Origin of the sequence: [Zimmermannella] bifida NBRC 103089 (assembly GCF_001570925.1) — a bacterium.
GTDB lineage: Bacteria > Actinomycetota > Actinomycetes > Actinomycetales > Microbacteriaceae > Gulosibacter > Gulosibacter bifidus.
The window spans coordinates 236,511-259,642 of record NZ_BCSP01000003.1 but is presented as its reverse complement, the minus strand read 5'-3'; the positions used below and the strand labels follow the sequence as shown (position 1 = coordinate 259,642).

Sequence of the window (23,132 nt, the reverse complement as noted above, 5' to 3'; positions counted from 1 at the left end):
GGCTGTCTGCAGATGCTGCGGGCAATCCCTGCGGGCGCCTGCACCCGAAACCTGTCGCACTCGCGAGCGGCACCGCATCCGGACCGGCAACCGCCGCTCGGCGCATGTCTCAGTAGAATTGCGCTTGGCATGTCTGAACGTTCGATTCATTTCCCCGAGCATCTCCCCGTATCGCAGCGACGTGAGGAGATTGCCTCCGCAATCGCCGAACACCAGGTCGTGATCGTTGCCGGTGAAACGGGTTCGGGTAAAACCACCCAGCTGCCAAAGATCTGTCTCGAGCTTGGCCGCACCGCCATCGGCCACACGCAGCCACGACGAATCGCCGCGCGCACGATTGCGGAGCGCGTTGCCGCAGAACTCGGTAGCGAAGTCGGTGACCTTGTCGGCTACCAGGTGCGATTCACCGACGAGTCCTCGGCCGACACCAAGATCAAGTTGATGACCGACGGCATCCTGCTCGGCGAACTTCGCCGAGACCGGTTACTGCGCCGCTACGACACGATCATCATCGACGAAGCGCACGAGCGCTCCCTCAATATTGACTTTCTACTCGGGTATCTGCGCCGACTGCTGCCGAAGCGCCCCGACCTCAAAGTGATTGTGACCTCGGCCACCATCGATCCCGAGTCATTCTCAAAGCACTTTGCCGACGCACCAATTATTGAAGTGTCAGGCCGCACCTTCCCGGTCGAAGTGCGCTATCGGCCGCTCGTACCCGATGCGGTATCCGGTGACGACCACGATGTCGACGGCGACGCGAGTGACGCGGTACTCGCCCAGGAACGCGACCTGTTCACGGGAATCATCGCGGCGCTGCGAGAGCTCGAGGCCGAAGCCGACGGCGACGTGCTGGTGTTTCTTCCGGGTGAGCGCGAGATTCGGGATGCGGAAGACGCGATTCGCGGTTCGCTCACGGGACGTGCCCGCGAGACCACCGAAGTCGTTCCGCTCTACGGTCGGCTCAGCGCCCGCGACCAGCACCGGGTCTTCGAAGCCTCGCGCACACCCGGAATCCGCCGCCGCGTCGTGCTCGCCACGAACGTGGCCGAGACCTCACTTACGGTGCCGGGTATCGCCTACGTTATCGACTCGGGTCTGGCGCGCATTTCGCGCTACTCCACCCGAGCCAAAGTGCAACGGCTACCGATCGAGGCGATCAGCCAGGCGTCGGCGAACCAGCGTTCGGGACGCTCCGGACGCACCCGCGATGGCATCGCCATCCGCCTCTATTCCGAGCAGGATTTCGCGCGGCGCCCCGAATACACCGACCCCGAGATTCTGCGCACCAATCTCGCCAGCGTGCTGCTGCAAATGGCGTCGCTGCAACTCGGTGAAATCAGCGACTTCCCGTTCCTCACTCCCCCAGATCAGCGTGGTGTCAAAGACGGCCTCGATCTACTCACCGAACTCGGTGCGATTCGTCGCACACGCGGGAATAGCAAGCGCGGTGCGAGCACACAGCGTTCGAGTAAGTCGGTCGGGGCCGGTCAGGATGCGGCACCCGCCTCACGCGGGGGCGTGGCACTCACGCGGGTTGGTCGCGACCTGGCCAAGCTCCCCATCGACCCCCGCTACGGGCGCATGGTGGTTGCCGCTCGTGAACACGACGTTGCGCGCGAAGTCCTCATCATCGTCGCCGGTCTCACGGTGCCCGACATCCGCGAACGCCCGCTCGAACACCGCGCACACGCCGACCAGCTCCACGCCAGGTTCCGCGACCCGAGCAGTGATTTCTTCACGCTGCTGAATATCTGGAACTACCTCGAAGACCGCTCGCACGAGCTCGGATCCTCGGCGTTCCGCAAGCTGTGCCGCGCCGAGTACCTCAACATGGTGCGCTTCCGCGAATGGCAGGACCTGTTCCGCCAGCTGCGCGAACTCGCAACGCCCCTGGGACTCAAGCTGCACCGCCCACCCAAGCGCACCGCATCCGCGCCCGATACTGCCAAAACCGACGACGCTGCCGTATCGCGACCGCACACGAACGAGCCCGGCGCCAACGCCGATGCCGTGCACAAGGCGCTGCTGACCGGGCTGCTCAGCCACATTGGCGTGTACGACAAGCAGCGCCGCGACTTCCAGGGCGCCCGCAACACCCGCTTTCGCGTATTCCCTGGCTCCGGGCTCGCGAAAGCGGCACCGGATGCGGTCATGGCCGCCGAACTCGTCGAAACCTCGCAACTGTTCGCCCGCACCGTCGCCAAGATCGACCCGGCCTGGGCCGAGCAGCTCGCCGGTGACCTCGTTAAACGACAGCACGGCGAACCACACTGGGAACGCAAGCAGGGCCAGGCAGTCACCAACGAAACGGTGACGCTCTACGGCGTTCCGCTCGTGCGCGATCGACGCATCGGATTCGCGCGCATCAACCCGCAGTGGAGCCGCGATCTGTTCCTTCGACACGCACTGGTCGAAGGCGATTGGAACGCGAATTACCCGTTCGACCGCGCCAACCGGCAGCTGCGGCGCCAGCTCGAAGAACTCGAAGAACGCACCCGCCAACGCGGGCTCATCGAAGACGACGAACGCATCCTCGAATTCTTTGACGAACGCATCCCACAAACCGTCGTATCGCAGCCCACCTTCGACAAATGGTGGCGCGAAGCGCGCGAGCACCAACCGAAACTGCTCAACCTGACCCGCGCCGACCTGCTCGACAACGACGCCGACACCGTCGATGAAACCGCGTTCCCCCGCTATTGGCAACACGGCGAGCAGCGACTCAAACTGCAATACAAGTTCGACCCAAACGCGCCCGATGACGGGGTCACGGCCATCGTGCCGCTACCGCTCTTGGCCATGCTCGAACCCGAGGGCTTCGACTGGCAGGTGCCGGGGCTGCGCGCCGAACTCGTCACCGCACTCCTGCGCACGCTTCCCAAAGCAACACGACGAAACTTCGTTCCCGCAGCCGATTGGGCCGCGCGCCTGCTCGCGCTCCTGGGCGACGTGCATCCACACACCGGCACGCAGCCATCGGGCACCATTACCGGCACGCTCCACGAACACATGCAGCGCGAAGCGGGCATGCGCTTCGACGAGGCCGAATTCGACCTCGAACGGGTTCCTGCACACTTGCGGATGCGGTTCCGTGTCGTTGACGATCGCGGTCGCGAACTCGGGGTTGGTATGAACCTGTCTGCCCTGCAACAGCGCCTTAAGCGCGCGAGCGAAGCTGCGCTGGTGCATGCCATTCCGACCAACGCCGATGCCGGGCGCCATGGCGCTGCCACGCGTGGCGGATCCGGCAGCAAGCACCGTGACTCGGCCGGGACTGCTGCAGCTCAGCATGCCGCCAGCGTCTCCGAACAGCAGGACGTCACCGCCTGGCCCGCCGATTCCCTACCTGAATCGTTCGACATTCGCCGCAAACACGGCGTCATCCGTGCCTGGCCGACGCTCAAGCTGCGCGACCCCGCGCATCCGGCAACCAGCAAGATCGACCTCGTGCTCGCCACCACCGCCGCCGACCAAGCCCGCGAACACGATCGCGCCGTCGCCGCGCTGCTGGCACGCTCGGTGCCATCGCCCGCGAGCTACGTGCAGGCGCACCTCACTGCGTCCGAAAAGCTCGCGCTCGCGGCAAGCCCCTACCCATCGGTCAATGCGCTCATCGACGATGTGTTGTTCGCGCTCGCGGTTCCTGCAATACCTGAGACGAGCATCCGTACCCGGGCCGAATTCGACCGAGTGCGGGATGCATTCAATGCCGGTCTCGTCGACGCCATGTTCGAAGCGGTCAAGGGCGTCGCCCAGGTACTCACCGCCCAGCGCGAAGCGCTCGCGGCCATGAAACGCACCAACGCGCTGGCGTTCTTGGGATCGCTGACCGATATGCGCGAGCAGTTGGATGCCTTGATCTTCAACGGGTTCATCTCGCGCACGGGTATCGCGCGGCTCCCCCACCTGCAGCGGTATCTGCGGGCGATCTCGTACCGCTGCGAACGCCTCTCGCAGAATGCGGCAACCGAACGCGCTGGGTCGCTCGAGATGGTGACCGCACTCGCGCTGTATCGAGAAGCCGGGGGCACCTTGCCGCCGGAACCCGATGCATCCGCCACGATGTGTGACGCGCGGTGGATGCTCGAGGAATTGCGCGTAAGTCTGTTTGCGCAGCAGCTCGGTACCGCAACGCCCGCCTCACTCAAACGCCTGCGCAAGCTGCTGGCGTAGCCGCTGCCGATTGCGGCGAAACACCTGCAGATTGTGGTCGGGAGCTGGCGACAACGGTTCCGGCCAAATATACGGTGGGCCCGCGCCATCTGGCGCGAGCCCACCGCAGTAATTGCATAACCGCTTGCGTTACAGCACCTTCGAGAGGAAGTCCTTGGTGCGTTCGTGCTGCGGGTTGTCGAAGAGTGTTGCCGGGTCGCCCGACTCCACGACGACTCCCCCGGCCATGAATACCACGCGGTCGGCGACTTCGCGCGCGAAGCCCATTTCGTGCGTCACCAGCACCATGGTCATGCCGGATGCGGCCAGGTCGCGGATAACCTGCAGCACCTCACCAACCATTTCGGGGTCGAGTGCACTCGTGGCCTCGTCAAAGAGCATGATGCCCGGGCGCATCGCCAGCGCACGTGCGATGGCCACGCGCTGCTTTTGCCCACCGGAAAGCTGTGCCGGACGCGCATCGGCTTTGTCGCCGAGACCCACGCGCTCGAGCAATTGCTTGCCGCGTTCGCGTGCCTCGGCCCGGTCCATCTTTTTGGTTTCTTGCGGCGCGAGCGCGACATTGTCGAGCACGGTCATGTTCGGGAAAAGGTTGAAGTGCTGGAAGACCATGCCGATCTTCTGACGCAGCCGGTCGAGCGCATTGCCGGTTGCCGCGGCAATGTTCTCGCCGTTAATCAGTACCTCACCCGAAGTGGTTTCTTCGAGTCGGTTCAGGCAGCGCAAGAGCGTCGACTTACCCGATCCCGAGGGGCCGATCACGGCTACGACTTCACCGTTGCCGATTTCGAGGTCGATGCCCTTGAGCACCTCATTGTCGCCGAACGACTTGTGCAGGTTTTTCACCTGGATCGGTGGCAGCGCCTCGTCGATGACGGTGATCGGCGTGGTGTAGACGGCTTTCTCTGAGAATGATTCGTTGTTCGCCATGATTTCGCCTTACTTGTTGAACTTGCGGTCGACCCAGTTGCTGAGCGCGGTCAGCAGCCAAATCACGACAAAGTAGATGAACGCAACGGTGATCCAGATTTCAAACGACTTGAAGTTCTCGGCGATCACGATGCGGCCCTGGTAGGTGAGTTCGGCAAAGCCGAGCACCGACAGCAGCGAGGTGTCCTTAAGCGTCATGATGAACTGGTTGATCAGGTTCGGGGTCATGATCTTGAATGCCTGCGGCATCACGACCTTGCGCATCGACGAACCCCAGCTCATGCCGAGCGAGCGCGATGCTTCCATTTGGCCTGGATCTACAGACTGCACGCCGCCGCGCACAACCTCGGTAATGTACGCACCCGCATTCAGCGAGAGCGTAATCACGCCCGCCGTCAACGCATCCAAATTGATGCCGAGCGCTGCGGGCACACCGAAGTAAAAGAAGAACGCCTGCACGATGACCGGCGTGCCGCGGAAGATGTTCACATAGACGGATGCGAGCCCGCGCAGGATGCGGTTATCCGACAGTTTCAGGATGCCGAAGACAATACCGAGGATCATCGCGAAGAAGATCGACAGTACCGTCGCCAGCATCGTCAGCAGCAGGCCGTGCATCAGCGACGGCCAGGCCTTCACCACGACGTCGAAGAAGCCGTTGGCGGCCTGCTCCTGTTCCGTCTTCAAGTAGCGATCGATGATCTGCTGGTACGCACCGGACTCCTTCGCTTCCTTGAGTCCGTCGTTGTACATCTTGATGAGTTCGGGGTTCTTGCCCTTGAGCGTCGCGAATCCGTATTCGGTGGATTCGCCGGGCTCACCGGCAATCTTGAGGTCGAGGTTGCCGACCTTGATGCCGTACTTCAGGACCGGCTCGTCTTCAAACGCCGCGGCTGAGTTGCCGTTCGTGACGTCGTTGTACATATCAGCCGAGTCGCCGAAGCCGTTGACGGTGAAGCCGTGCTTCTTCGCGAGTTCTTCGGCGTAGTCGTAGCCGGTGGTGCCGGTCTTGGCAGCGACCGACTGGCCCTTGAGGTCAGCGTAGGTCTCGATGTCGCTGTCTGGTTTAACGGCCATAACGGGTGCCGATTCGAAATACGGATCGGCGTAGTCGAACGTCTGCTTGCGTTCATCCGTAATGCCCATACCCGCGGTGATGCCGTCAGCCTGGCCGGACTTCACCGCGTTGAGTGCACCGTCAAAACCGATCGGCTTGAGTTCGACTTCAAATCCCTGGTTCGCGGCGATCGCCTTGAGCAGGTCGAGGTCGATACCGACGTACTCGCCGTCCTGTTTGAACACGAATGGCGCGAACGTGGTGTCGGTAGCGATCGTGAACTTGCCGTTGGTGACCGGGGTGTCGGTTTTGAAATTCGGGTTGTTCGGCAGCTCACCGGGCTTACCCGGGTCGAGCTGTTCGTTGCCCAGCGCGGCCTGACCGTTACCGACGGTCTTCGCGTCCGGGGCATTTTCGCCGAGGTACTCGTCGAGAACCTTCTGGTACTTGCCGCTGTCAATCAGGTTCTTCAGTCCCTGGTTGAACGCCTTGACGAGGTCTTCGTTCTTGCCCTTCGCAACACCCATGCCGTAGCTGGATGCAGCTTCCTTTTCGCCGACGACTTCGAGACCGGCGCTACCTGTCTTGATGGCGTAGGCGAGGATCGGGTAGTCGTCGAACGTGGCCACAGAATTACCGCTGGTGACGTCGTTATACGCATCAGCCGCATCCTGAAAACCGGTGACTTTAAAACCGTACTCCTTGCCGAGGTCTTCGGCGAAGGCAAAGCCTTCGGTACCGGTCTTCGCCGAAACCGTCTTGCCCTTGAGGTCTTCAAACGACTTGATGCTGGTGTCGCCCTTGGCAACAGCCATCTGGATACCCGAATCAAAGTACGGGTTCGAGAAGTCGAAGCTCGCCTTGCGTTCTTCGGTGATGCTCATTCCCGCCATAACGGCGTCGGCCTGGTTCGACTGCACTGCAGAGAGTGCGCCGTCAAACCCGAGCACGTCGATTTCGACGTTGAAGCCCTGGTCCTTGGCAACGGCCTTAATGAGGTCAATGTCGATGCCGCGGAGTTGGCCGTCCTTCTCGAATTCGAAGGGCGCCCACGTGGTGTCGGTCGCAATGGTGTAGGTCTTACCTTCAACCTCGGGGATTTTGTCGCCCTCGGCTTGCGCGGCGGGGGCCTCGGCGGCGTGCTGGTCCGATCCCGGGGTGGCGTACGCATTGCTGGCTCCGCCGACGGTGGCGAAGCTGAGCATCATGATGAGTGCGAACGCGACTCCCAGAACGAGTGGACTGCAATTACGGCGCCAGGCAGCAACAACGCTTCGTACAGCGTCCATGAGACTTCCTTCTGTCGTCGTTGGCAGTGGGGGTAAACCGTTCATCGAAACTGAATCGATTTCAGTTTCTCGGTGCATCCACTATACAAACCACATGCAACGGGGCGGTCGGCTGGATGCGGCAGCTTGCGCGAGGATGCGCAAGGAAACGGATTCGCACCCGGTCTGAGTGAACAGAGCGGGTGCGAATCGTGGTGCCAACGGCTGCGGGTTTAGAAGTCCCAGTCCTCGTCTTCGGTGTTTTCGGCCTTGCCGATGACGTAGCTCGAGCCCGAGCCCGAGAAGAAGTCGTGGTTCTCGTCGGCGTTGGGTGACAGTGCCGAGACAATCGCGGGGTTCACGTTGGTCATTTCGGCCGGGAACATCGGCTCGTAGCCGAGGTTCATTAGCGCCTTGTTCGCGTTGTAGTGCAGGAACTTCTTGACGTCTTCAGACCAACCGACACCGTCGTAGAGGTCGTGGGTGAACGCCACTTCGTTCTCGTAGAGGTCGTAGAGCAGCGAGAACGTCCAGTCCTTCAGCTCGTCACGACGCTCCTGCGATTCACGCTCGAGGCCCTGCTGGTACTTGTAGCCGATGTAGTAGCCGTGTACCGCTTCGTCACGAATGATCAGGCGGATGAGGTCGGCCGTGTTCGTGAGCTTGGCGTGCGCCGACCAGTACATCGGCAGGTAGAAGCCCGAGTAGAAGAGGAACGACTCGAGCAGCGTCGAGGCAACCTTCTTCTTCAGCGGGTCTTCGCCGTTGTAGTACTCCATGATGATCTGCGCCTTGCGCTGCAAGAACGTGTTCTCGCGCGACCAGCGGAACGCCTCATCGATCTGCGGGGTGTTCGCCAGCGTCGAGAAGATCGACGAGTAGCTCTTGGCGTGCACCGATTCCATGAACGCGATGTTCGTGTATACGGCTTCTTCGTGAAGCGTGGTGGCATCCGGCACCAGGCGCAGCGCACCAACTGTTCCCTGCACCGTGTCAAGCAGCGTCAGCCCGGTAAACACGCGCATCGTCAGCGTCTGCTCTTCTTCGGTAAGCGTCGCCCACGACTGGATGTCGTTCGACAGCGGCACCTTTTCGGGCAGCCAGAAGTTATTGGTCAGGCGGTTCCAAACTTCGAGGTCCTTGTCGTCCTCGATTCGGTTCCAATTGATCGCTTCAACCACACTGTTGTGTGGCTCTGGCCGAGTCTGTTCAGTCATCATGATGCGATTGTGTCCTCTCAAACAACGTTCTCCCTAGGGTAGGACGAATTCGTTTCGGAGGCCTGGGCGAGTCGAGACGAATCCACCTCGTACGCTCACAGCCGAATCGTCACCGCATCCGCACCGTACTGGCCGCGTGCCAGACCACGTACCTACCGCTACGAGTCGAAGCCGAGCCCAAGCGCATCCATCGTTTTGAGCCACACATTGCGCTTGCCGGTGGCGTCTTCGCGCGCCATCGACCACTGCGTCAGCCCAATACCGATTGCGCGAACCGGCTCTGGCGGGAACGGCAGTGGCTTGCGGCGAATCATGTCGAGTTCAGTGCGCTCGGTGGTTACACCTTCGAGCAGGTCGAGCATGACGTTCGCACCGAAGCGGGTTGCGGCAACACCAAGGCCAGTGAAACCAATCGCGTAGGCAATGCGCCCCTTGGCGAGCGTGCCGGCCGTCACACAGAACTGCGTCGACGAGTCGATCATGCCGCCCCACTGGTGCGTGAACCCGATGTGGGCAAGCTGCGGGTAGGTCTCGCGGAAGTTGCGCTCGAGCTGCGCAAACGTCGCCTCGCGCTGCGTGAATCGCTCGCCTCGCTGCGAGCCGTAGCGGTAGATCGCGTCGTAACCGCCCCAGAGGATGCGGCCGTCGTCGGTCTTGCGGTAGTAGTGAAAGCGGTTGCCGGCATCGGAGCAGCCCTCATTGCCGGTCCAACCGATCGCTTCGAAGTCGTCGTCGCTGAGCGGCTCGGTCATGAGCGCGTAGTCGTAAACGGGCACGGTTACCAGCGACAGTCGCTTGCGCAGGGCCGGGTAGACGTTGGTCGCCAAGACGGCCTGCTCTGCCGCGACTTCGCCAATGTCGCTGATGGCGCGAACGCCGTGTTCGTCATCGTTGAGCTTGCGCACCACGGTGTGTTCGAAAATGTCGACGCCGAGTTCCATGGCGGCGTCGGCGAGGCCGCGAACGAGTTTGTATGGATCGACCGTGGCGACTTCGGGCTGGAACATCGCCGCGAGGTATTCCGGCGACTTGGTGACTTCGTGGATGCGCGCGGGCGGGATGAACTCAGCCGCTTCGCCGTACTTCAGGCACTCATCCACCCCGGCTTCGAGGTCGGCTACCTGCGATTCGGTGCGGGCGAAGCACAGCGCGCCCGATTCATCCCAATCGCAGTCGATGCCGAGGTCGCGAATGTCCTGTTCCATTTCGCGGAAGTTTTCGCGGCTGATACGCACGATATCGCTGGCCTGTTCGGGCCAGCGCGATGCCACATTGCCCATGCCGTGGCCGATGCTCGGCTCAACGAACCCGCCGTTACGGCCGCTCGCGGCAAAGCCAATCGTGTTGCCTTCCAACACCACGACGCGACGCTGCCGGTCGCGCCGCTTCGCGAGAATCGCGGTCCACAGTCCGGTGTAACCACCGCCGATGATCACCAGGTCGGCGGTGATCTTGCCGTTGAGTCGCGGCTGCGGGGCCCGGGTCGGGGCGCGGTCGGTCCAAAATGCTTCGTGGATGCGGTTGGTTGCGTTACTCATGTTCGTCACCTTGCTCATTGTGCTCGTCGTGGCGTCGTTGCTCACGACACAAACCTGCCTAATAACCGTCTAGTCGGTACAGTTAGGAAAAGTCAAGCCGACGAGCCAAATCCCTAGGATGCATCCAGACTGCCTGCGCACCGCGCTGGTACCCCGCACTCCCACCCGCGCATCCCCGTTGCCATCGCCCGCTATGGTTGAGGCCATGCAGCAAGGTAACGACGCCCCGCAGCCCGCATCGCGCCCGTCTCGGCGCGACGCCCTCCTCGACGCATTCTGCGATCTCGTATTGCGTGAAGGTGACCGCGCCGCAACGCTGGATGCGGTGGCGAAAGCCGCAAACGTCTCCAAGGGCGGACTGCTCTACCACTTCCCCAATCGCGAAGCACTCGTTGCGGGCCTGTGCGATCGACTGCGGGAACTCGTCGATGCCGATCTCGCGCAACTTGCCGCATCCGAGCTATCGCCAACCGAGTGGTACCTGCGCACGTCGGTCAATTTTGAGAGCGATCTCGAACGCGCGCACAACACGCTCATCCGCCTGGCTCCTGCCTACGGCGACCCGGTGCGTGCAACACTCGTTGAGTGTCGCGAGCGCTGGCTTGCCCCCGTCGAGGCCGAGCTCGAAGACCCAGATCTCGCCACCGCCGTCTTGCTGATCGGCGACGGCATCGCCCACAGCGCCGAGGTTGATGGCGCCAATGCCGGGCAGTCGCGATTCTCGTCAGCCGAAACGGCGGCGAAGCTTGCCAAGTACATTCTCGGCATGCGCATGCTGCGACGCTAACCCGAGAAACCAAGCGAATATGTTGCACTAGACCAACTGGACGGTGTAGCTTCGGGGCAATCCTTCTTCAACGGCGAGGAGATTGCTATGACAACGCACAACCATTCCGGCCGACACACCGCGCCGGAAACGGGCCCGAACAACATCACCGACACGGGCCACATTCATGTGGGTAAGGGACTCAATTCGAGCGCGCTGGGCATTATCGGCTCGACGGTAATCAGCTTGGCGTCAACGGCGCCGCTGTATTCACTGGCGGCGACCCTCGGTTGGGTCATCCTCGAGGTCGGCGAACAGGCACCGGTCGCGTTCCTTGCCGCGTGCATCCCCATGGTGTTCGCGGCACTTGCCTACCAAGAGCTCAACCGCGAGATGCCCGACTGCGGCACCACCTTTGTGTGGGGTACGAAGGCCTTTGGCCCGGTCGTCGGCTGGATCGGCGGTTGGGCGGTCGCGGTTTCCGCGATCATGGTGCTCGCCAATGTGGCAGAGATCAGCGGCAAATACCTCTGGTACCTGGTTGGCATGAACCACTTTGCCGAAGACCGCACCATCGTGGTGCTCACCGGCATGGCCTTCATCGCGCTCATGACGGTGGTATCGACACTCGGCGTGCAGATCGGCGAGAAGATGCAGATGGCCCTGATGGTGATTCAATACGCCGCGCTCGCTGCCTTCGGTGTGCTCGCGTTCATTGGCGCCACAAACGGCACCTCGCCCTCCCCCGCAGCGTTCGACTGGCAGTGGTTCAACCCCGCCGAAATCGAATCATGGTCGGGCTTCGTTGCCGCAGTACTCCTGTGCCTGTTTATTTACTGGGGTTGGGACACCTCGCTCGCGCTGAACGAGGAAACGAAGAACCCCCGCACCACCCCGGGCCGGGCTGCCATGCTGACCATCGCCATCCTGCTGGTCACCTATGTGGGTGTCTCGGTTGCCACGATGATGTTCGCTGGCTTCGGCGATACCGGAATTGGCCTCACCAACGAAGCCAACCTCGACGATGTCTTTACGGTACTTCGCGACCTGCTGTTCGGCCCGTGGGGTTGGTTCCTGATTCTCGCGATGATCGTCTCGGGTGCGTCATCGACCCAGACGACGATCCTGCCAACCGCACGCGGCACACTCTCGATGGCCGTGTACCGGGCATTACCGAAGCAATTCGCGCAGATCCACAAGCGCTACCACACCCCGTGGTTCTCGACCACGCTGATGGGTGTCGCCGCAATGGTCTACTACGGCTGCATGTCGCTGATCTCCGAGGCCGTGCTGCTCGACTCCATTACCTCGATGGGTCTGGCCGTGGCGCTCTACTACGCGATTACTTCGTTCGCGTGCGTCTGGTACTTCCGCGACCAGCTGTTCAAGTCGTTCCGCAACTTCATGCTGCAGGGCCTGCTGCCGCTGCTCGGCGGCATCATGCTCACCTACGCGTTCATCCAGTCGGCGGTCGACATGATCAGCGTCGACTACAGCTACACGGTGCTGCTCGGCGTGGGCGGCGCGTTCGTGGTCGGCGTCGGATCGCTGCTGCTCGGGTTCCTGCTGATGGGCTGGTGGCGGTTGAACCCGAAGTCGCGCGCGTTCTTCCGCGGCGAGAGCCTGAACCGCAACACCCCGGTGCTCGTCCCCGACGAGTATTAGACCGCGTGGTGGCCGCGCTCACCAAGCACGAAGATCACTGACCCTGGGCCCCTCGTACGTGTCACGCAGACGCGCGAGGGGCCCAACTGCATCAGTAACCGCATCCAGCCGTAGCTGCATCCATCAAACAAACGGGACCCGCTCAATCCTGGAGATCGAGCGGGTCCCGCGATATCCGCATCCGGTTGCGCAGTGTTCACACACCGGATGCAGTGGTCACTAGAGCATGCAGCTTACGCAACCCTCTACTTCGGTTCCTTCCAGCGCCATCTGACGCAGGCGGATGTAGTAGATGGTCTTGATGCCCTTACGCCATGCGTAAATCTGGGCGCGGTTGATGTCACGCGTAGTTGCGGTGTCCTTGAAGAACAGCGTGAGCGAGAGCCCCTGGTCGACGTGCTGCGTGGCCACGGCGTAGGTGTCGATGATCTTCTCGGGGCCAATTTCGTAGGCGTCCTGGAAGTACTCGAGGTTGTCGTTCGTCATGAACGGTGCCGGGTAGTACACGCGTCCGAGCTTGCCTTCCTTGCGGATTTCAACCTTGGAGGCAATCGGGTGAATCGACGAAGTCGAGTTGTTGATGTACGAGATCGATCCCGTTGGCGGTACGGCCTGCAGGTTGCGGTTGTACATACCGTGTTCCTGCACCAGGCTGCGCAGCTCGCGCCAGTCTTCCTGGGTCGGGATGTGGTGATTCGCGAACAGTTCGCGCACGCGCTCGGTCTGTGGTTCCCAAACCTCGTCAATGTACTTGTCAAAGAACGAACCGTTGGCGTAGTCCGAGTTCTCAAAGTCGTGGAAGCGCTGGCCACGCTCACGCGCGATTTCCATCGATGCCTTGATGGCGTGGAACACGACCGTGTAGAAGTACATGTTCGTGAAGTCAAGCGCTTCTTCGGAACCGTAGTGGATGCGCTCGCGACCAAGGTAGCCGTGCAGGTTCATCTGGCCGAGGCCGATCGCGTGCGACTGCGAGTTGCCCTTACGGATCGACGGCACCGAGTCAATCGACGACATGTCGCTGACGGCGGTGAGACCGCGGATGGCAGTGCCAATGGCACGACCGAGGTCGTCGGAATCCATAGCGAGGGCGATGTTCATCGAGCCGAGGTTGCACGAGATGTCTTCGCCGATGTGGTCGTAGCCGAGATCGGCGTGGTATGTCGATGGCGAGTTGACCTGCAGGATCTCGCTACACAGGTTCGACATGTTGATGCGGCCGGCGATTGGGTTGGCCTTGTTAACCGTGTCTTCAAACACGATGTAGGGGTAACCCGATTCGAACTGCAGTTCGGCAAGCGTCTGGAAGAACTGACGTGCGTCGATCTTCGTCTTGCGGATGCGCGAGTCGTCGACCATCTCTTCGTAGTGCTCGGTAACCGAGATGTCGCCAAAGGGCTTGCCGTAGACCCGCTCAACGTCGTATGGCGAGAACAGGTACATGGGCTCGTTGCGCTTGGCGAGGTGGAAAGTGATGTCTGGGATGACGACACCGAGCGAGAGCGTCTTGATGCGGATCTTCTCGTCGGCGTTTTCACGCTTGGTGTCGAGGAAGCGCATGATGTCGGGGTGGTGGGCGCTCAAGTAGACGGCACCGGCGCCCTGACGTGCACCCAGCTGGTTCGCGTAGCTGAACGAGTCTTCGAGCAGCTTCATGATCGGGATGATGCCGCTGGACTGGTTCTCGATCTGCTTAATCGGCGCGCCCGACTCACGGATGTTGGTGAGGTTGAAGGCAACGCCACCGCCGCGCTTCGACAGCTGCAGTGCCGAATTGATCGAACGACCGATCGACTCCATGTTGTCTTCGATGCGCAGCAGGAAGCACGATACGAATTCGCCGCGCTGCTTCTTACCAACGTTGAGGAACGTTGGCGTAGCCGGCTGGAATCGACCGGCGATCATTTCGTCGAGCAGGCTGGTCGCCAGCGCTTCGTCGCCACGCGCCAAACCGAGCGCAACCATCAGCACGCGGTCTTCGAAGCGCTCGAGGTAACGTTTGCCGTCAAACGTCTTGAGCGCGTACGAGGTGTAGAACTTGAACGCACCGAGGAACGTTGGGAAGCGGAACTTCGCGGCGAATGCGCGATCGCGCAAGCGGCGAACGAACTCCAGCGAATACTGCTCGATGATCTCGCGTTCGTAGTACTCGTTGTCGATGAGGTACGCGAGACGTTCTTCGAGGTCGTGGAAGAACACCGTGTTCTGGTTCACGTGCTGCAGGAAGTATTCGCGTGCAGCTTCGCGGTCCTTTTCGAACTGCACCTTGCCATCAGCGTCGTACAGATTCAGCATTGCGTTCAGCGCGTGGTAGTCCATGCCCGAACTGTGACCGTCTTTAAGTTCCGAAACCGTTACTGCACCGTCGTTAGTGCCGCTTGCGCTCGCCAAAATTCGTCCAATCCCTCGTTTACTCGTTGCACATCTTCTGGAGTGCCGAATAGTTCAAATCGATACAGCACGGGCACGTTGCACTTGCCCGCGATGATGTCTCCGGCGAGGCCATAGGCCGCACCGAAATTCGTGTTCCCGCCGACCAGCACACCACGCAAAAGTGCACGGTTTGCTGGCACGTTCAGGAACTTGATCACTTGTTTGGGCACAGCCCCCCGGCCATTCCCTCCCCCATAGGTGGGCACAACAAGAACGAACGGCTCGGTAGCCAAGATCGTCTCGTCGTTAGTGAGCAGCGGAATCCGCTGCGCGCTGCGACCGAGTTTCTGCACGAAGCGATGCGTGTTTCCCGAGACACTCGAGAAATAGATGAGCTGACTCATCTGCATCCCTCCTTGCAAATTGCCCGATTCGCAACGAAGCCCGGGCGCAGAATATTCATGGCCCGGGCTATAGACGTCTAGGTTCTACGCGCTGCGGAGCTGCGCGAGCGCGTTGATCTTGTCGGGGCGGAAGCCCGACCAGTGGTCTTCTTCGGTCACCACGACTGGTGCCTGCAGGTAGCCAAGTTCTTTGACCGCGGCGAGTGCCTTGTCATCGGCCGATACATCGAACACCTCGTACTCGATGCCCTGCTTGTCGAGGGCGCGGTAGGTAGCGGTGCACTGAACGCACGATGGCTTGCTGTACACAGAAATGGTCATAATTCTTCCCTCAGGTAAATCAACTCCGCACGATCAATTGGTACTTCCACTGCTGTGTCAGTCAACCGCACGGGGCCACAAGATGTTGTGCCTGATGAATTTAACACCACTACATCTCGGATTACAAGCGTGTAGTTCTCCACATCAGAATCCACAGAAAACCGGCGTGTCTGCACAGCTTTTCCGCACTTGTACACATCCCCTCCACACCTCGAGTTCGGCTGCTGTGCACAACCCGGTAACTCCATGCGCTCGCATACATGCAGTGCGCGCGGCGACGCGATTCACGTCACCACGAAGTTGACCATGACCCTCCGGCATCGATTTACGCCACCCCGACTACGCTCAGCGAGGTATACAGGATTGGCCAGGTGACGGCGTTAGGGTCGGTGCCGTGACTACACGAGAACTCAACCTGGAACTGTCCGACGGACACCGCATCCCGCAGCTAGGTTTTGGTACCTACAAGATCGACAACGATGCCGCACCAGAGATCGTGCGCCGCGCCCTCGAAATCGGTTACCGACACCTCGACACCGCTTCGTTCTACGACAACGAATCCGGCGTCGGCGAAGGACTGCGACGCGCTCAGCTGAACCGCGACGAGGTGTTCATCACCACCAAGGTCTGGCAGGACAGTCACGGGTTCGATGCCACGCTGCGAGCATTCGACGAATCGATCACCGCGCTCGGCGTCGAAGAACTCGACCTCTATCTCATCCACTGGCCCGACCCCACCCAGAACAAGTTTGTCGAGACGTGGGAGGCCCTGCGCCGCTTGCGCGATGAGGGCCGCATTCGTTCGATCGGTGTCGCAAACTTCAAGGAACACCACCTGCAGCGATTGCTCGACGAAACCGGAGAACTTCCCACCATCAATCAGGTCGAACTGCATCCCGAATTCGCACAGCCCGAACTGCGTGCGTTCCACCGCGAGCACGGCATCTGCACCGAAGCCTGGTCACCACTGAACCGCGGACGCAACCTCGACCACCCAGCCATTACCGAAGTTGCCAAACGTCAGGGATGCACGCCGGCGCAGGCTGTCCTCGCCTGGCACCTCGCCATCGGAAATGTCGTTATTCCAAAGTCGGCTGACCCCGACCGCCAGCGTGAGAACTTCGACGCCGCCGGTATCGTGCTCACCTCCGAAGACATCGCCACCATCGACACCTGCAACACGGGCGTACGCACCGGCAAGGACCCGGACACCTTCGCCTAGCCCGCGCGCGGGCACCGCAGGATTGGCTGCGCGTACCGTCCAAGTTTCAAGTCGGTCATCAGTTCGTCGCATGCACCGTCACTCTGCAGCGCACCCGTGGCACGAAATCGTGGCCGCAAGCCTGATGACCGCCGCGGCACCATCAGCGATGCTGAACACATGGCTGAAACACCTCGCTCCGCATCCACCTCCGCATCCGCCCGCGCCCGGGTAACCCGACTGCTCGGTGCTGTCACCACCGCGCTCGCGATCATCGGTCTAGTTGCCGGCTGTTCGTCTGGCAATAGCCACTCACCTGGCATCGGCGCAGCACCAGACGCCTACGAACGAGTCGAGGAACCCGGCGGCGGCGCGGCTGTCCCGGAACAGGCAGCACCCGATAGCGGTGCTGGCGGCGCGCAGGGCAATCAGCCGGCGATTGCGGAACGTGCGATCCGCGTCACCACCGATATCCGCATCCGCGTGGAAAATCTCGCCGATGCCACCGACCGGCTCGAACTGCAGGTAACCGAGCTGGCTGGCCACTTCGACCACCGCTCCGAAGAGCAAGGGTCGAGCTGGGCAAGCGCCGAGTTCACTGTGCGCATTCCTGCCGATGCCCACGACAAATTCGTCGGCCAGATTGGCGAGCTCGGCGAGGTGAAGTCGACGCAAACCAACGCTGAGGACGTCACTCTCGAAAAGGTGGACTTGGAATCGCGCATCGCCAGCCTCGAAAGTTCCATCAAGTCGCTGCGTGGCATGCTCGAAAAAGCAGCGAACACGACCGAGATGCTCGAGATTGAGCGCGAGCTCGGCGACCGCGAAGCAGAACTCGCGAGCCTGAAGTCACAGCTCGAGGTCCTCAACGACGAAGTCAGCTACTCGACGGTCAACATCACCATGTCGACCGACTCCAGCCAGATCGAGCCCGAGGCCACCGGATTCTGGGCGGGCCTGCAGGAAGGCTGGGAAGACTTCATGAAGTCGATCGACCGCTTCATTGAGCGTTTCGGCTACGCGCTGCCCGGCCTCGTGCTCATCGGCATCCTGTTCGTCGCGGCTTGGTTTGCCGGCCTGCGCAAGGTAGTCGCCCGCATCCGCAACGAATTCGCCAAGGCACGCCGTGCTCGCCGGAACGCCCCCGCTACACCACAGTCCAACACCGGTCCACAGTCGGATGCATCCGGTGACGGTACCGCGCCCGCCAACCATGCCGAGGTTGCCGCGACCCGTGGCGCCATGCCGCCCTTGCCCGAATTCGTGCCCCAGGCGGAACCACACCGACCCGCAGCCGGTCCGGCCGAGACGCCGACTTCAATCCGCCCGGCACCGGATGCCGGTAGCCGCGAACCCGACGCCTCCGCGGACGGTTCCGCATCACCGCAGTAGTGGGGTCTGTCCGCGCGGGCACGATCCGCGCGGGCATCTGAAAACTCCCACAACGTCAGGAGTTTCCCGGTCGGCAACGTATACAGTTCGAGGCAACGGACCGCGCGCTGCCCGAGTAGCACTGCTGGTGCATCCGAATATCCCGAACCCAGTTCGCGTACTTCATTGCCCGGCCGCCAGCGTGAAGTTCACAAGACCGAGTCCCCAAACTGAGGATTGTTCCCCCATGGCTGAATCACACGAATCACGCGCCGACCTCGATGCCAACAACGTTGTGCCTGACGAAACGCTCAACGATACGACCGCTGCTGATTCAGCATTCGAAGCTGCAACCGAGCACGACGAAACCGCGACGCCAGTCGACATGGACGATGCGACGGTGCCCGCCGCATCCGCCGAACCTGAACTGACCGAAGAAGAGCGCCGCGCGCAAGAAGCTGAGGCGCAGCTGCTAGTGCTGTTCCAGTCGACCGTGTTCGGCCCGAACGACGAGAAGATCGGCCGCGTGGGCCAGGTGTACCTCGACGACCAAACCCAGGAACCGAACTGGGTGACGGTTAAGACCGGCATTTTCGGTACCAAGGAATACTTTGTGCCGCTAGACCTGGCTGAGCGCAGCGAACGCCAGATTCGCGTGCCCTACGACAAGGCCACGGTCACGTCGGCGCCACTGACCGAAATTGACCAGAACCTCTCTCCCGAAGAAGAAGACGAGCTCTACGCGTACTACCAGGTGCCCGGCCGCACCGCCGATATGGCACCGGCTGACGCCGCAGCGCCAGCGCTCGATAACACCGAAGCCACACCGATCGACGTGGCGGGTGATGTCGACAACGCCACAGCACTCAATGACCCGGCTGCACCGATCGACGAACCAATGCCCACAGGCGACGCGAATGACAGCGGCAGCTACACGGGTGCTGACGCATCCGCAGCAGATAACGCCGAAGCCGCGGCGACCGATGCGCCCGACGACGCCGCATTCGCCCCGACCACGGAAGAACCTCAGCACCCGATCGGCTACTCGCCGTTCGCCGACGAGGCGACCGAAGATGCGCCGGTAGAGATGCCGCAGGAACTGCTCGACGCTGACTCGGACACCCCGGGTTCGGAATTCGACCGCAAGGCGTAACCACAACGTCAACTTCGACACGGCCTGTGCCCCTGGCGAACAGCACCTCTGCTGGCAGCTATGGCGCAGGCCGCTGTCGTACGATCAGCAAATGGCAACAATCGATCTCGCCCAAGAGCAGTTCCTCGAAACCGTAACCGCAGACGGCATCTACTTTGTCGACTTCTGGGCTTCGTGGTGTGGCCCATGCAAGCAGTTTGCACCCGTGTACGAAGCCGCGAGCGAAAAGTACAGCGACGTTACCTTCACCAAGGTGAACACCGAAGCAAACCAGCAGCTCGCTGGTAGCCTCGGCATCCGCTCGATTCCAACGCTCATGGCCTTCCGCGACGGCATCATGATTTTCGAGCAGGCTGGCGCGCTGCCAGCTCCCGCCCTTGACCAGGTCATTGAGGCCGTTCGCAACGTTGACATGGACGATGTCCGCGCCAAGGTTGCAGAGAACGAGGCCAAGATGGCAAACGGAAACGCCGACGACGGCAACGAGCCAACCGCCGACGGCGCCGTCGTCTAATTCGACCCGCTAAATAACGCCGGGCTGCACCACCAGCGGTGCGGCCCGGCGTTTGCTTGTTCAGCGGTGCTGCGTTAGGCAGACGGCTCCGTATTGGATGCGGTCGTATCGGATGCGGTCGAGTCGGATGCGGTCGAGTCGGATGCGGTCGTATCGCGTTCCGTAGATGCCTCCGTAACCGGCTGCATCCGTTCGATCAACAGCGTCGCCAAGTGCACGCCCTCGCGACCGGCAAGCTGCTCTGCCTGCGTGCGGCACGAGAAGCCGTCGGCCAAGAAGATCGCGTCATCACTGGCTTGGCGCAGCGCCGGCAGTAGCGAGTTCTCGGCAACGGCAACGGACACCTCGTAGTGGCCCTTCTCGAGACCAAAGTTACCGGCCAAGCCACAGCAGCCCGAAAGCTGCGTGAGTTCGGCACCGAGCGAATTCAACAGGGCTTTGTCGTCGTTAAAGCCGATCACCGAGTGTTGGTGACAGTGCGGCTGCACCACGAGCTCCAGGCCGTCCAAACGCGGCAGCACGCCGTCGGTTGTTACCTCGACCGGTGCCTTACCGGCAAGCACCTCGGCAAGCGTAAACGTGTTGGCGGCAATTGCGGCAGCCCGTTCGTCGTCGGGGAAGAGTTCGAGCAGGTCGCTGCGCAACACGGCCGTACAGCTCGGTTCCACGCCCACGATTGGGATGCCGGCGGCAACCATTGGCATGAACTCATCCATGAGCTTCGACAGGCGCGCACGGGCACCGTCGAGCTGACCGGTTGAGATCCAAGTAAGGCCACAGCACACCGAGTTCTGCGGCGTGACGACTTCCAGGCCTACAGCTTCAAGTACCTTCACGACATCGTGGTCGATGCCCGGGGCAAATCCGTTCGAGAATGAGTCAGCCCACACCATCACGCGCGGCGCTTGGGTACGCGGTGCATCCACGGCCACGGCCTGACCGGCACGCAGCGCACGCTTGCGGTCTTGCATGAACGTGCGACGCGAGATCGGCGGAATCGTGCGACGTGCATCCACACCCGCCAGCGGCAGCATCACCTTGCGCAGCCAGCCGAGTTTGAACATGCCGTTCACCAGCGGTGCCAGCGGCGACATGATCTTCTCCCACCGTGGCAGCTGTCCCAGCACGTAGTGGTTGATCGGGCGCAGGCGCCCCTTGTACTTGCGGTAGAGCGTCTCGGACTTGTAGGCGGCAACGTCAACACCCGCCGGGCAGTCGTTGGCACACGCCTTACAGCTCAGGCAGAAGTCGAGCGATTCGGCGACTTCCTTCGACTTCCAGCCGTCCTTGACGAGCTTGCCGTTGGTCATTTCTTGCAGCACGCGCGCGCGACCACGGGTCGAGTGGGTTTCGTCCTTAGTGGCGAGGTAGCTCGGGCACATGAACCCGCCCGCAGCACGGTTGTCGGCCCGGCACTTACCCATGCCCACGCAGCGGTGCACCGCACGGGTGAAGTCGCCGCCGTCTTCGTGCCACGAGAATCCGCCGCGGATGCGCGGGGTCGGCAGCGCCTGCGGGCGACGCAGATCCGCATCGAGCGGTGCCGGGTTGACCAGCACCTCGGGGTTCAGCAGGTTGTTCGGGTCGAACAGCGACTTGAGTTCACCGAACGCGGCAATTGCTTCGTCGGAGTACATGAACGGCAGCAGCTCACTGCGAGCGCGGCCGTCACCGTGCTCGCCCGAGATCGAACCGCCGAACTCGCCAACCAGACGCCCCGCATCCAGCATGAAACGACGCAGCGCCGCGCCGTCCTTTTCCATCGGGATCGCCAGGCGCACGTGAATACAGCCGTCGCCGAAGTGTCCATACGGCATACCCGAGATGCCGTGTGATTCGGTGAGTTCGTCGAACTTGCGCAGGTATTCGCCCAAGCGTTCTGGCGGCACCGCGGCGTCTTCGAAGCCTGGCCAGGCCTGCTCGCCCTCTTGGGTGCGGCTGGCAAGACCCACGCCGTCTTCGCGCACGCGCCAAATTGGTCGGGCTTCGACCGGGTCGGCGACGATGTTCGACGACACGGCGGCGGATGCGGAGACCAGTTTGTGCGCACGGTCGAGCGCCTCTTCTTGGGTCGCGCCCGGCATCTCAATGAGCAGCCAGCCACCGCCCTCGGGCAGCGCCGCCACCGCACCGGCACCGTGGCTGCGGCGCACGGCCTCAACCAGGCGCGCATCCAAGCCCTCAATGGCGCCGGGCTTGTGCGCCAGCAGGGCCGGAATGTCGTCGGCAGCAGCGAACATCGACTCGTAGCCGAGCGCGATCGTCACCGGCGCCGATGGCACATCAACAAGCTTGACCGTGGCGCCGAGCACCACGCCGAGCGTGCCTTCGGAACCAACGAGCAGTTGCGCCAGGTTGTGCCCGCGCTCTGGCAGCAGGGCTTCGAGCGCATAGCCCGAGACCTGTCGGCCGAATCGGCCGAACTCGGTGCGGATCGTCGCCAAGTGACGCAGGGTGAATTCGTCGAGCCCGGGCACCACGCTGAGGTCATCGGCCGCGGTGAACCGGCGGCCGGTGCCGTCGAGCACGTCGAGGTCGACAATGTTGTCGGCCGTGCGACCGAACGCGAGCGAGTGCGAACCGCAAGCGTTGTTACCGATCATGCCGCCGATGGTGCAGCGGGTCCACGTCGACGGGTCAGGGCCGAAACGCAAACCGTACGGTTTCGCCGCATGCTGCAGCTGCGCAACGATGACGCCCGGGTCGATGCGTGCCGTCTTCGTTTCGGGATCGATTTCGTGGATGCGGTTTAGGTAGCGCGACGTGTCGACCACGATGCCGCGGCCGATTGCGTTTCCGGCGATCGAGGTACCGGCACCGCGCATGTGCAGCGGCGTGCCGGTTGCGCGAGAGACATCGGCGATCGAAATGAGGTCTTCGGCGGTCTTGGGGAAGGCGACCAGTTCGGGCGTAATGCGGTAGTTACCGGCGTCGCTGGAGTATTCTGCGCGGCGCAGCGTCGATGCATCGACCTCGCCTTCGATGCGTTCGCGGATCATCGCCGCAAGATCACGTTGGTCGGCGCTGAGTTTCGTCTCGGGTTGCGCTTCGCTGATCGTCATAGCTGCTGCCGTCGCCTTCCTGTACCGGGTCATGATCCCGACAGCGCCCTGTGCGAGATCTCGGTTCGAACGTCAGTTGCGGTGGCACAGCGGTGGCAGCCACGAACCGGCGC

At 62.0% G+C, this 23,132-nt stretch carries 15 protein-coding genes; 7 read left to right on the top strand and 8 right to left on the bottom strand.

Features of this window, described 5'->3' with window-relative positions:
* The first annotated feature begins 129 nt into the window (after window positions 1-129).
* Window positions 130-4,176, top strand: coding sequence for an ATP-dependent RNA helicase HrpA (gene hrpA, locus ZBI01S_RS04505; RefSeq protein ID WP_066056932.1), 4,047 nt, complete (start codon window positions 130-132; stop codon window positions 4,174-4,176).
* 129 nt (window positions 4,177-4,305) lie between these two features.
* Here the strand turns inward: hrpA and ZBI01S_RS04500 are convergent, their stop codons facing one another.
* The 4 genes from ZBI01S_RS04500 to ZBI01S_RS04485 all read right to left on the bottom strand — a co-directional run bounded on the left by ZBI01S_RS04500 (window position 4,306) and on the right by ZBI01S_RS04485 (window position 10,189).
* On the bottom strand, window positions 4,306-5,106 hold the full coding sequence (locus tag ZBI01S_RS04500) for an amino acid ABC transporter ATP-binding protein (RefSeq protein WP_083524498.1): 801 nt from the start codon (window positions 5,104-5,106) through the stop codon (window positions 4,306-4,308).
* 9 nt (window positions 5,107-5,115) lie between these two features.
* On the bottom strand, window positions 5,116-7,452 hold the full coding sequence (locus tag ZBI01S_RS04495) for an ABC transporter substrate-binding protein/permease (RefSeq protein WP_066056930.1): 2,337 nt from the start codon (window positions 7,450-7,452) through the stop codon (window positions 5,116-5,118).
* Window positions 7,453-7,664: 212 nt separating this feature from the next.
* A complete protein-coding gene (gene nrdF, locus ZBI01S_RS04490; protein ID WP_066057045.1) occupies window positions 7,665-8,648 on the bottom strand; it encodes a class 1b ribonucleoside-diphosphate reductase subunit beta in 984 nt (327 codons plus the stop codon).
* A 161-nt stretch (window positions 8,649-8,809) separates the two neighbouring features.
* Complete coding sequence (locus ZBI01S_RS04485; RefSeq protein ID WP_066057042.1) at window positions 8,810-10,189, bottom strand: NAD(P)/FAD-dependent oxidoreductase; 1,380 nt, start codon at window positions 10,187-10,189, stop codon at window positions 8,810-8,812.
* Between the two features lie 205 nt (window positions 10,190-10,394).
* Between ZBI01S_RS04485 and ZBI01S_RS04480 the strand changes: the two genes are divergently transcribed.
* Both ZBI01S_RS04480 and ZBI01S_RS04475 read left to right on the top strand, forming a co-directional pair.
* Window positions 10,395-10,976 (top strand): TetR/AcrR family transcriptional regulator, encoded by a 582-nt coding sequence (locus ZBI01S_RS04480; protein ID WP_159421386.1) that lies wholly within the window; start codon window positions 10,395-10,397, stop codon window positions 10,974-10,976.
* Window positions 10,977-11,063: 87 nt separating this feature from the next.
* Window positions 11,064-12,620: an APC family permease gene (locus ZBI01S_RS04475; RefSeq protein WP_083524496.1), complete on the top strand. Its 1,557-nt coding sequence runs from the start codon at window positions 11,064-11,066 to the stop codon at window positions 12,618-12,620.
* A gap of 219 nt (window positions 12,621-12,839) precedes the next feature.
* Here ZBI01S_RS04475 and nrdE read toward each other — a convergent pair whose 3' ends face one another.
* The 3 genes from nrdE to nrdH form a co-directional block, all read right to left on the bottom strand.
* On the bottom strand, window positions 12,840-14,939 hold the full coding sequence (nrdE, locus tag ZBI01S_RS04470) for a class 1b ribonucleoside-diphosphate reductase subunit alpha (protein ID WP_066056924.1): 2,100 nt from the start codon (window positions 14,937-14,939) through the stop codon (window positions 12,840-12,842).
* 35 nt (window positions 14,940-14,974) lie between these two features.
* Complete coding sequence (gene nrdI / locus ZBI01S_RS04465; protein ID WP_066057036.1) at window positions 14,975-15,397, bottom strand: class Ib ribonucleoside-diphosphate reductase assembly flavoprotein NrdI; 423 nt, start codon at window positions 15,395-15,397, stop codon at window positions 14,975-14,977.
* A gap of 84 nt (window positions 15,398-15,481) precedes the next feature.
* A complete protein-coding gene (nrdH, locus tag ZBI01S_RS04460; RefSeq protein WP_066056921.1) occupies window positions 15,482-15,718 on the bottom strand; it encodes a glutaredoxin-like protein NrdH in 237 nt (78 codons plus the stop codon).
* 394 nt (window positions 15,719-16,112) lie between these two features.
* Here nrdH and ZBI01S_RS04455 point away from each other — a divergent pair, with 394 nt between their 5' ends.
* From ZBI01S_RS04455 to trxA, 4 genes are all read left to right on the top strand, one after another.
* A complete protein-coding gene (locus ZBI01S_RS04455; protein ID WP_066056918.1) occupies window positions 16,113-16,940 on the top strand; it encodes an aldo/keto reductase in 828 nt (275 codons plus the stop codon).
* A 159-nt stretch (window positions 16,941-17,099) separates the two neighbouring features.
* Window positions 17,100-18,311, top strand: coding sequence for a DUF4349 domain-containing protein (locus ZBI01S_RS04450; protein ID WP_159421385.1), 1,212 nt, complete (start codon window positions 17,100-17,102; stop codon window positions 18,309-18,311).
* Between the two features lie 226 nt (window positions 18,312-18,537).
* Window positions 18,538-19,443 (top strand): PRC-barrel domain-containing protein, encoded by a 906-nt coding sequence (locus ZBI01S_RS04445; protein ID WP_066056912.1) that lies wholly within the window; start codon window positions 18,538-18,540, stop codon window positions 19,441-19,443.
* 91 nt (window positions 19,444-19,534) lie between these two features.
* Window positions 19,535-19,957: a thioredoxin gene (gene trxA / locus ZBI01S_RS04440; RefSeq protein WP_066056909.1), complete on the top strand. Its 423-nt coding sequence runs from the start codon at window positions 19,535-19,537 to the stop codon at window positions 19,955-19,957.
* 74 nt (window positions 19,958-20,031) lie between these two features.
* Here the strand turns inward: trxA and ZBI01S_RS04435 are convergent, their stop codons facing one another.
* On the bottom strand, window positions 20,032-23,052 hold the full coding sequence (locus ZBI01S_RS04435; protein WP_245610535.1) for an FAD-binding and (Fe-S)-binding domain-containing protein: 3,021 nt from the start codon (window positions 23,050-23,052) through the stop codon (window positions 20,032-20,034).
* Between the last annotated feature and the right edge of the window lie 80 nt (window positions 23,053-23,132).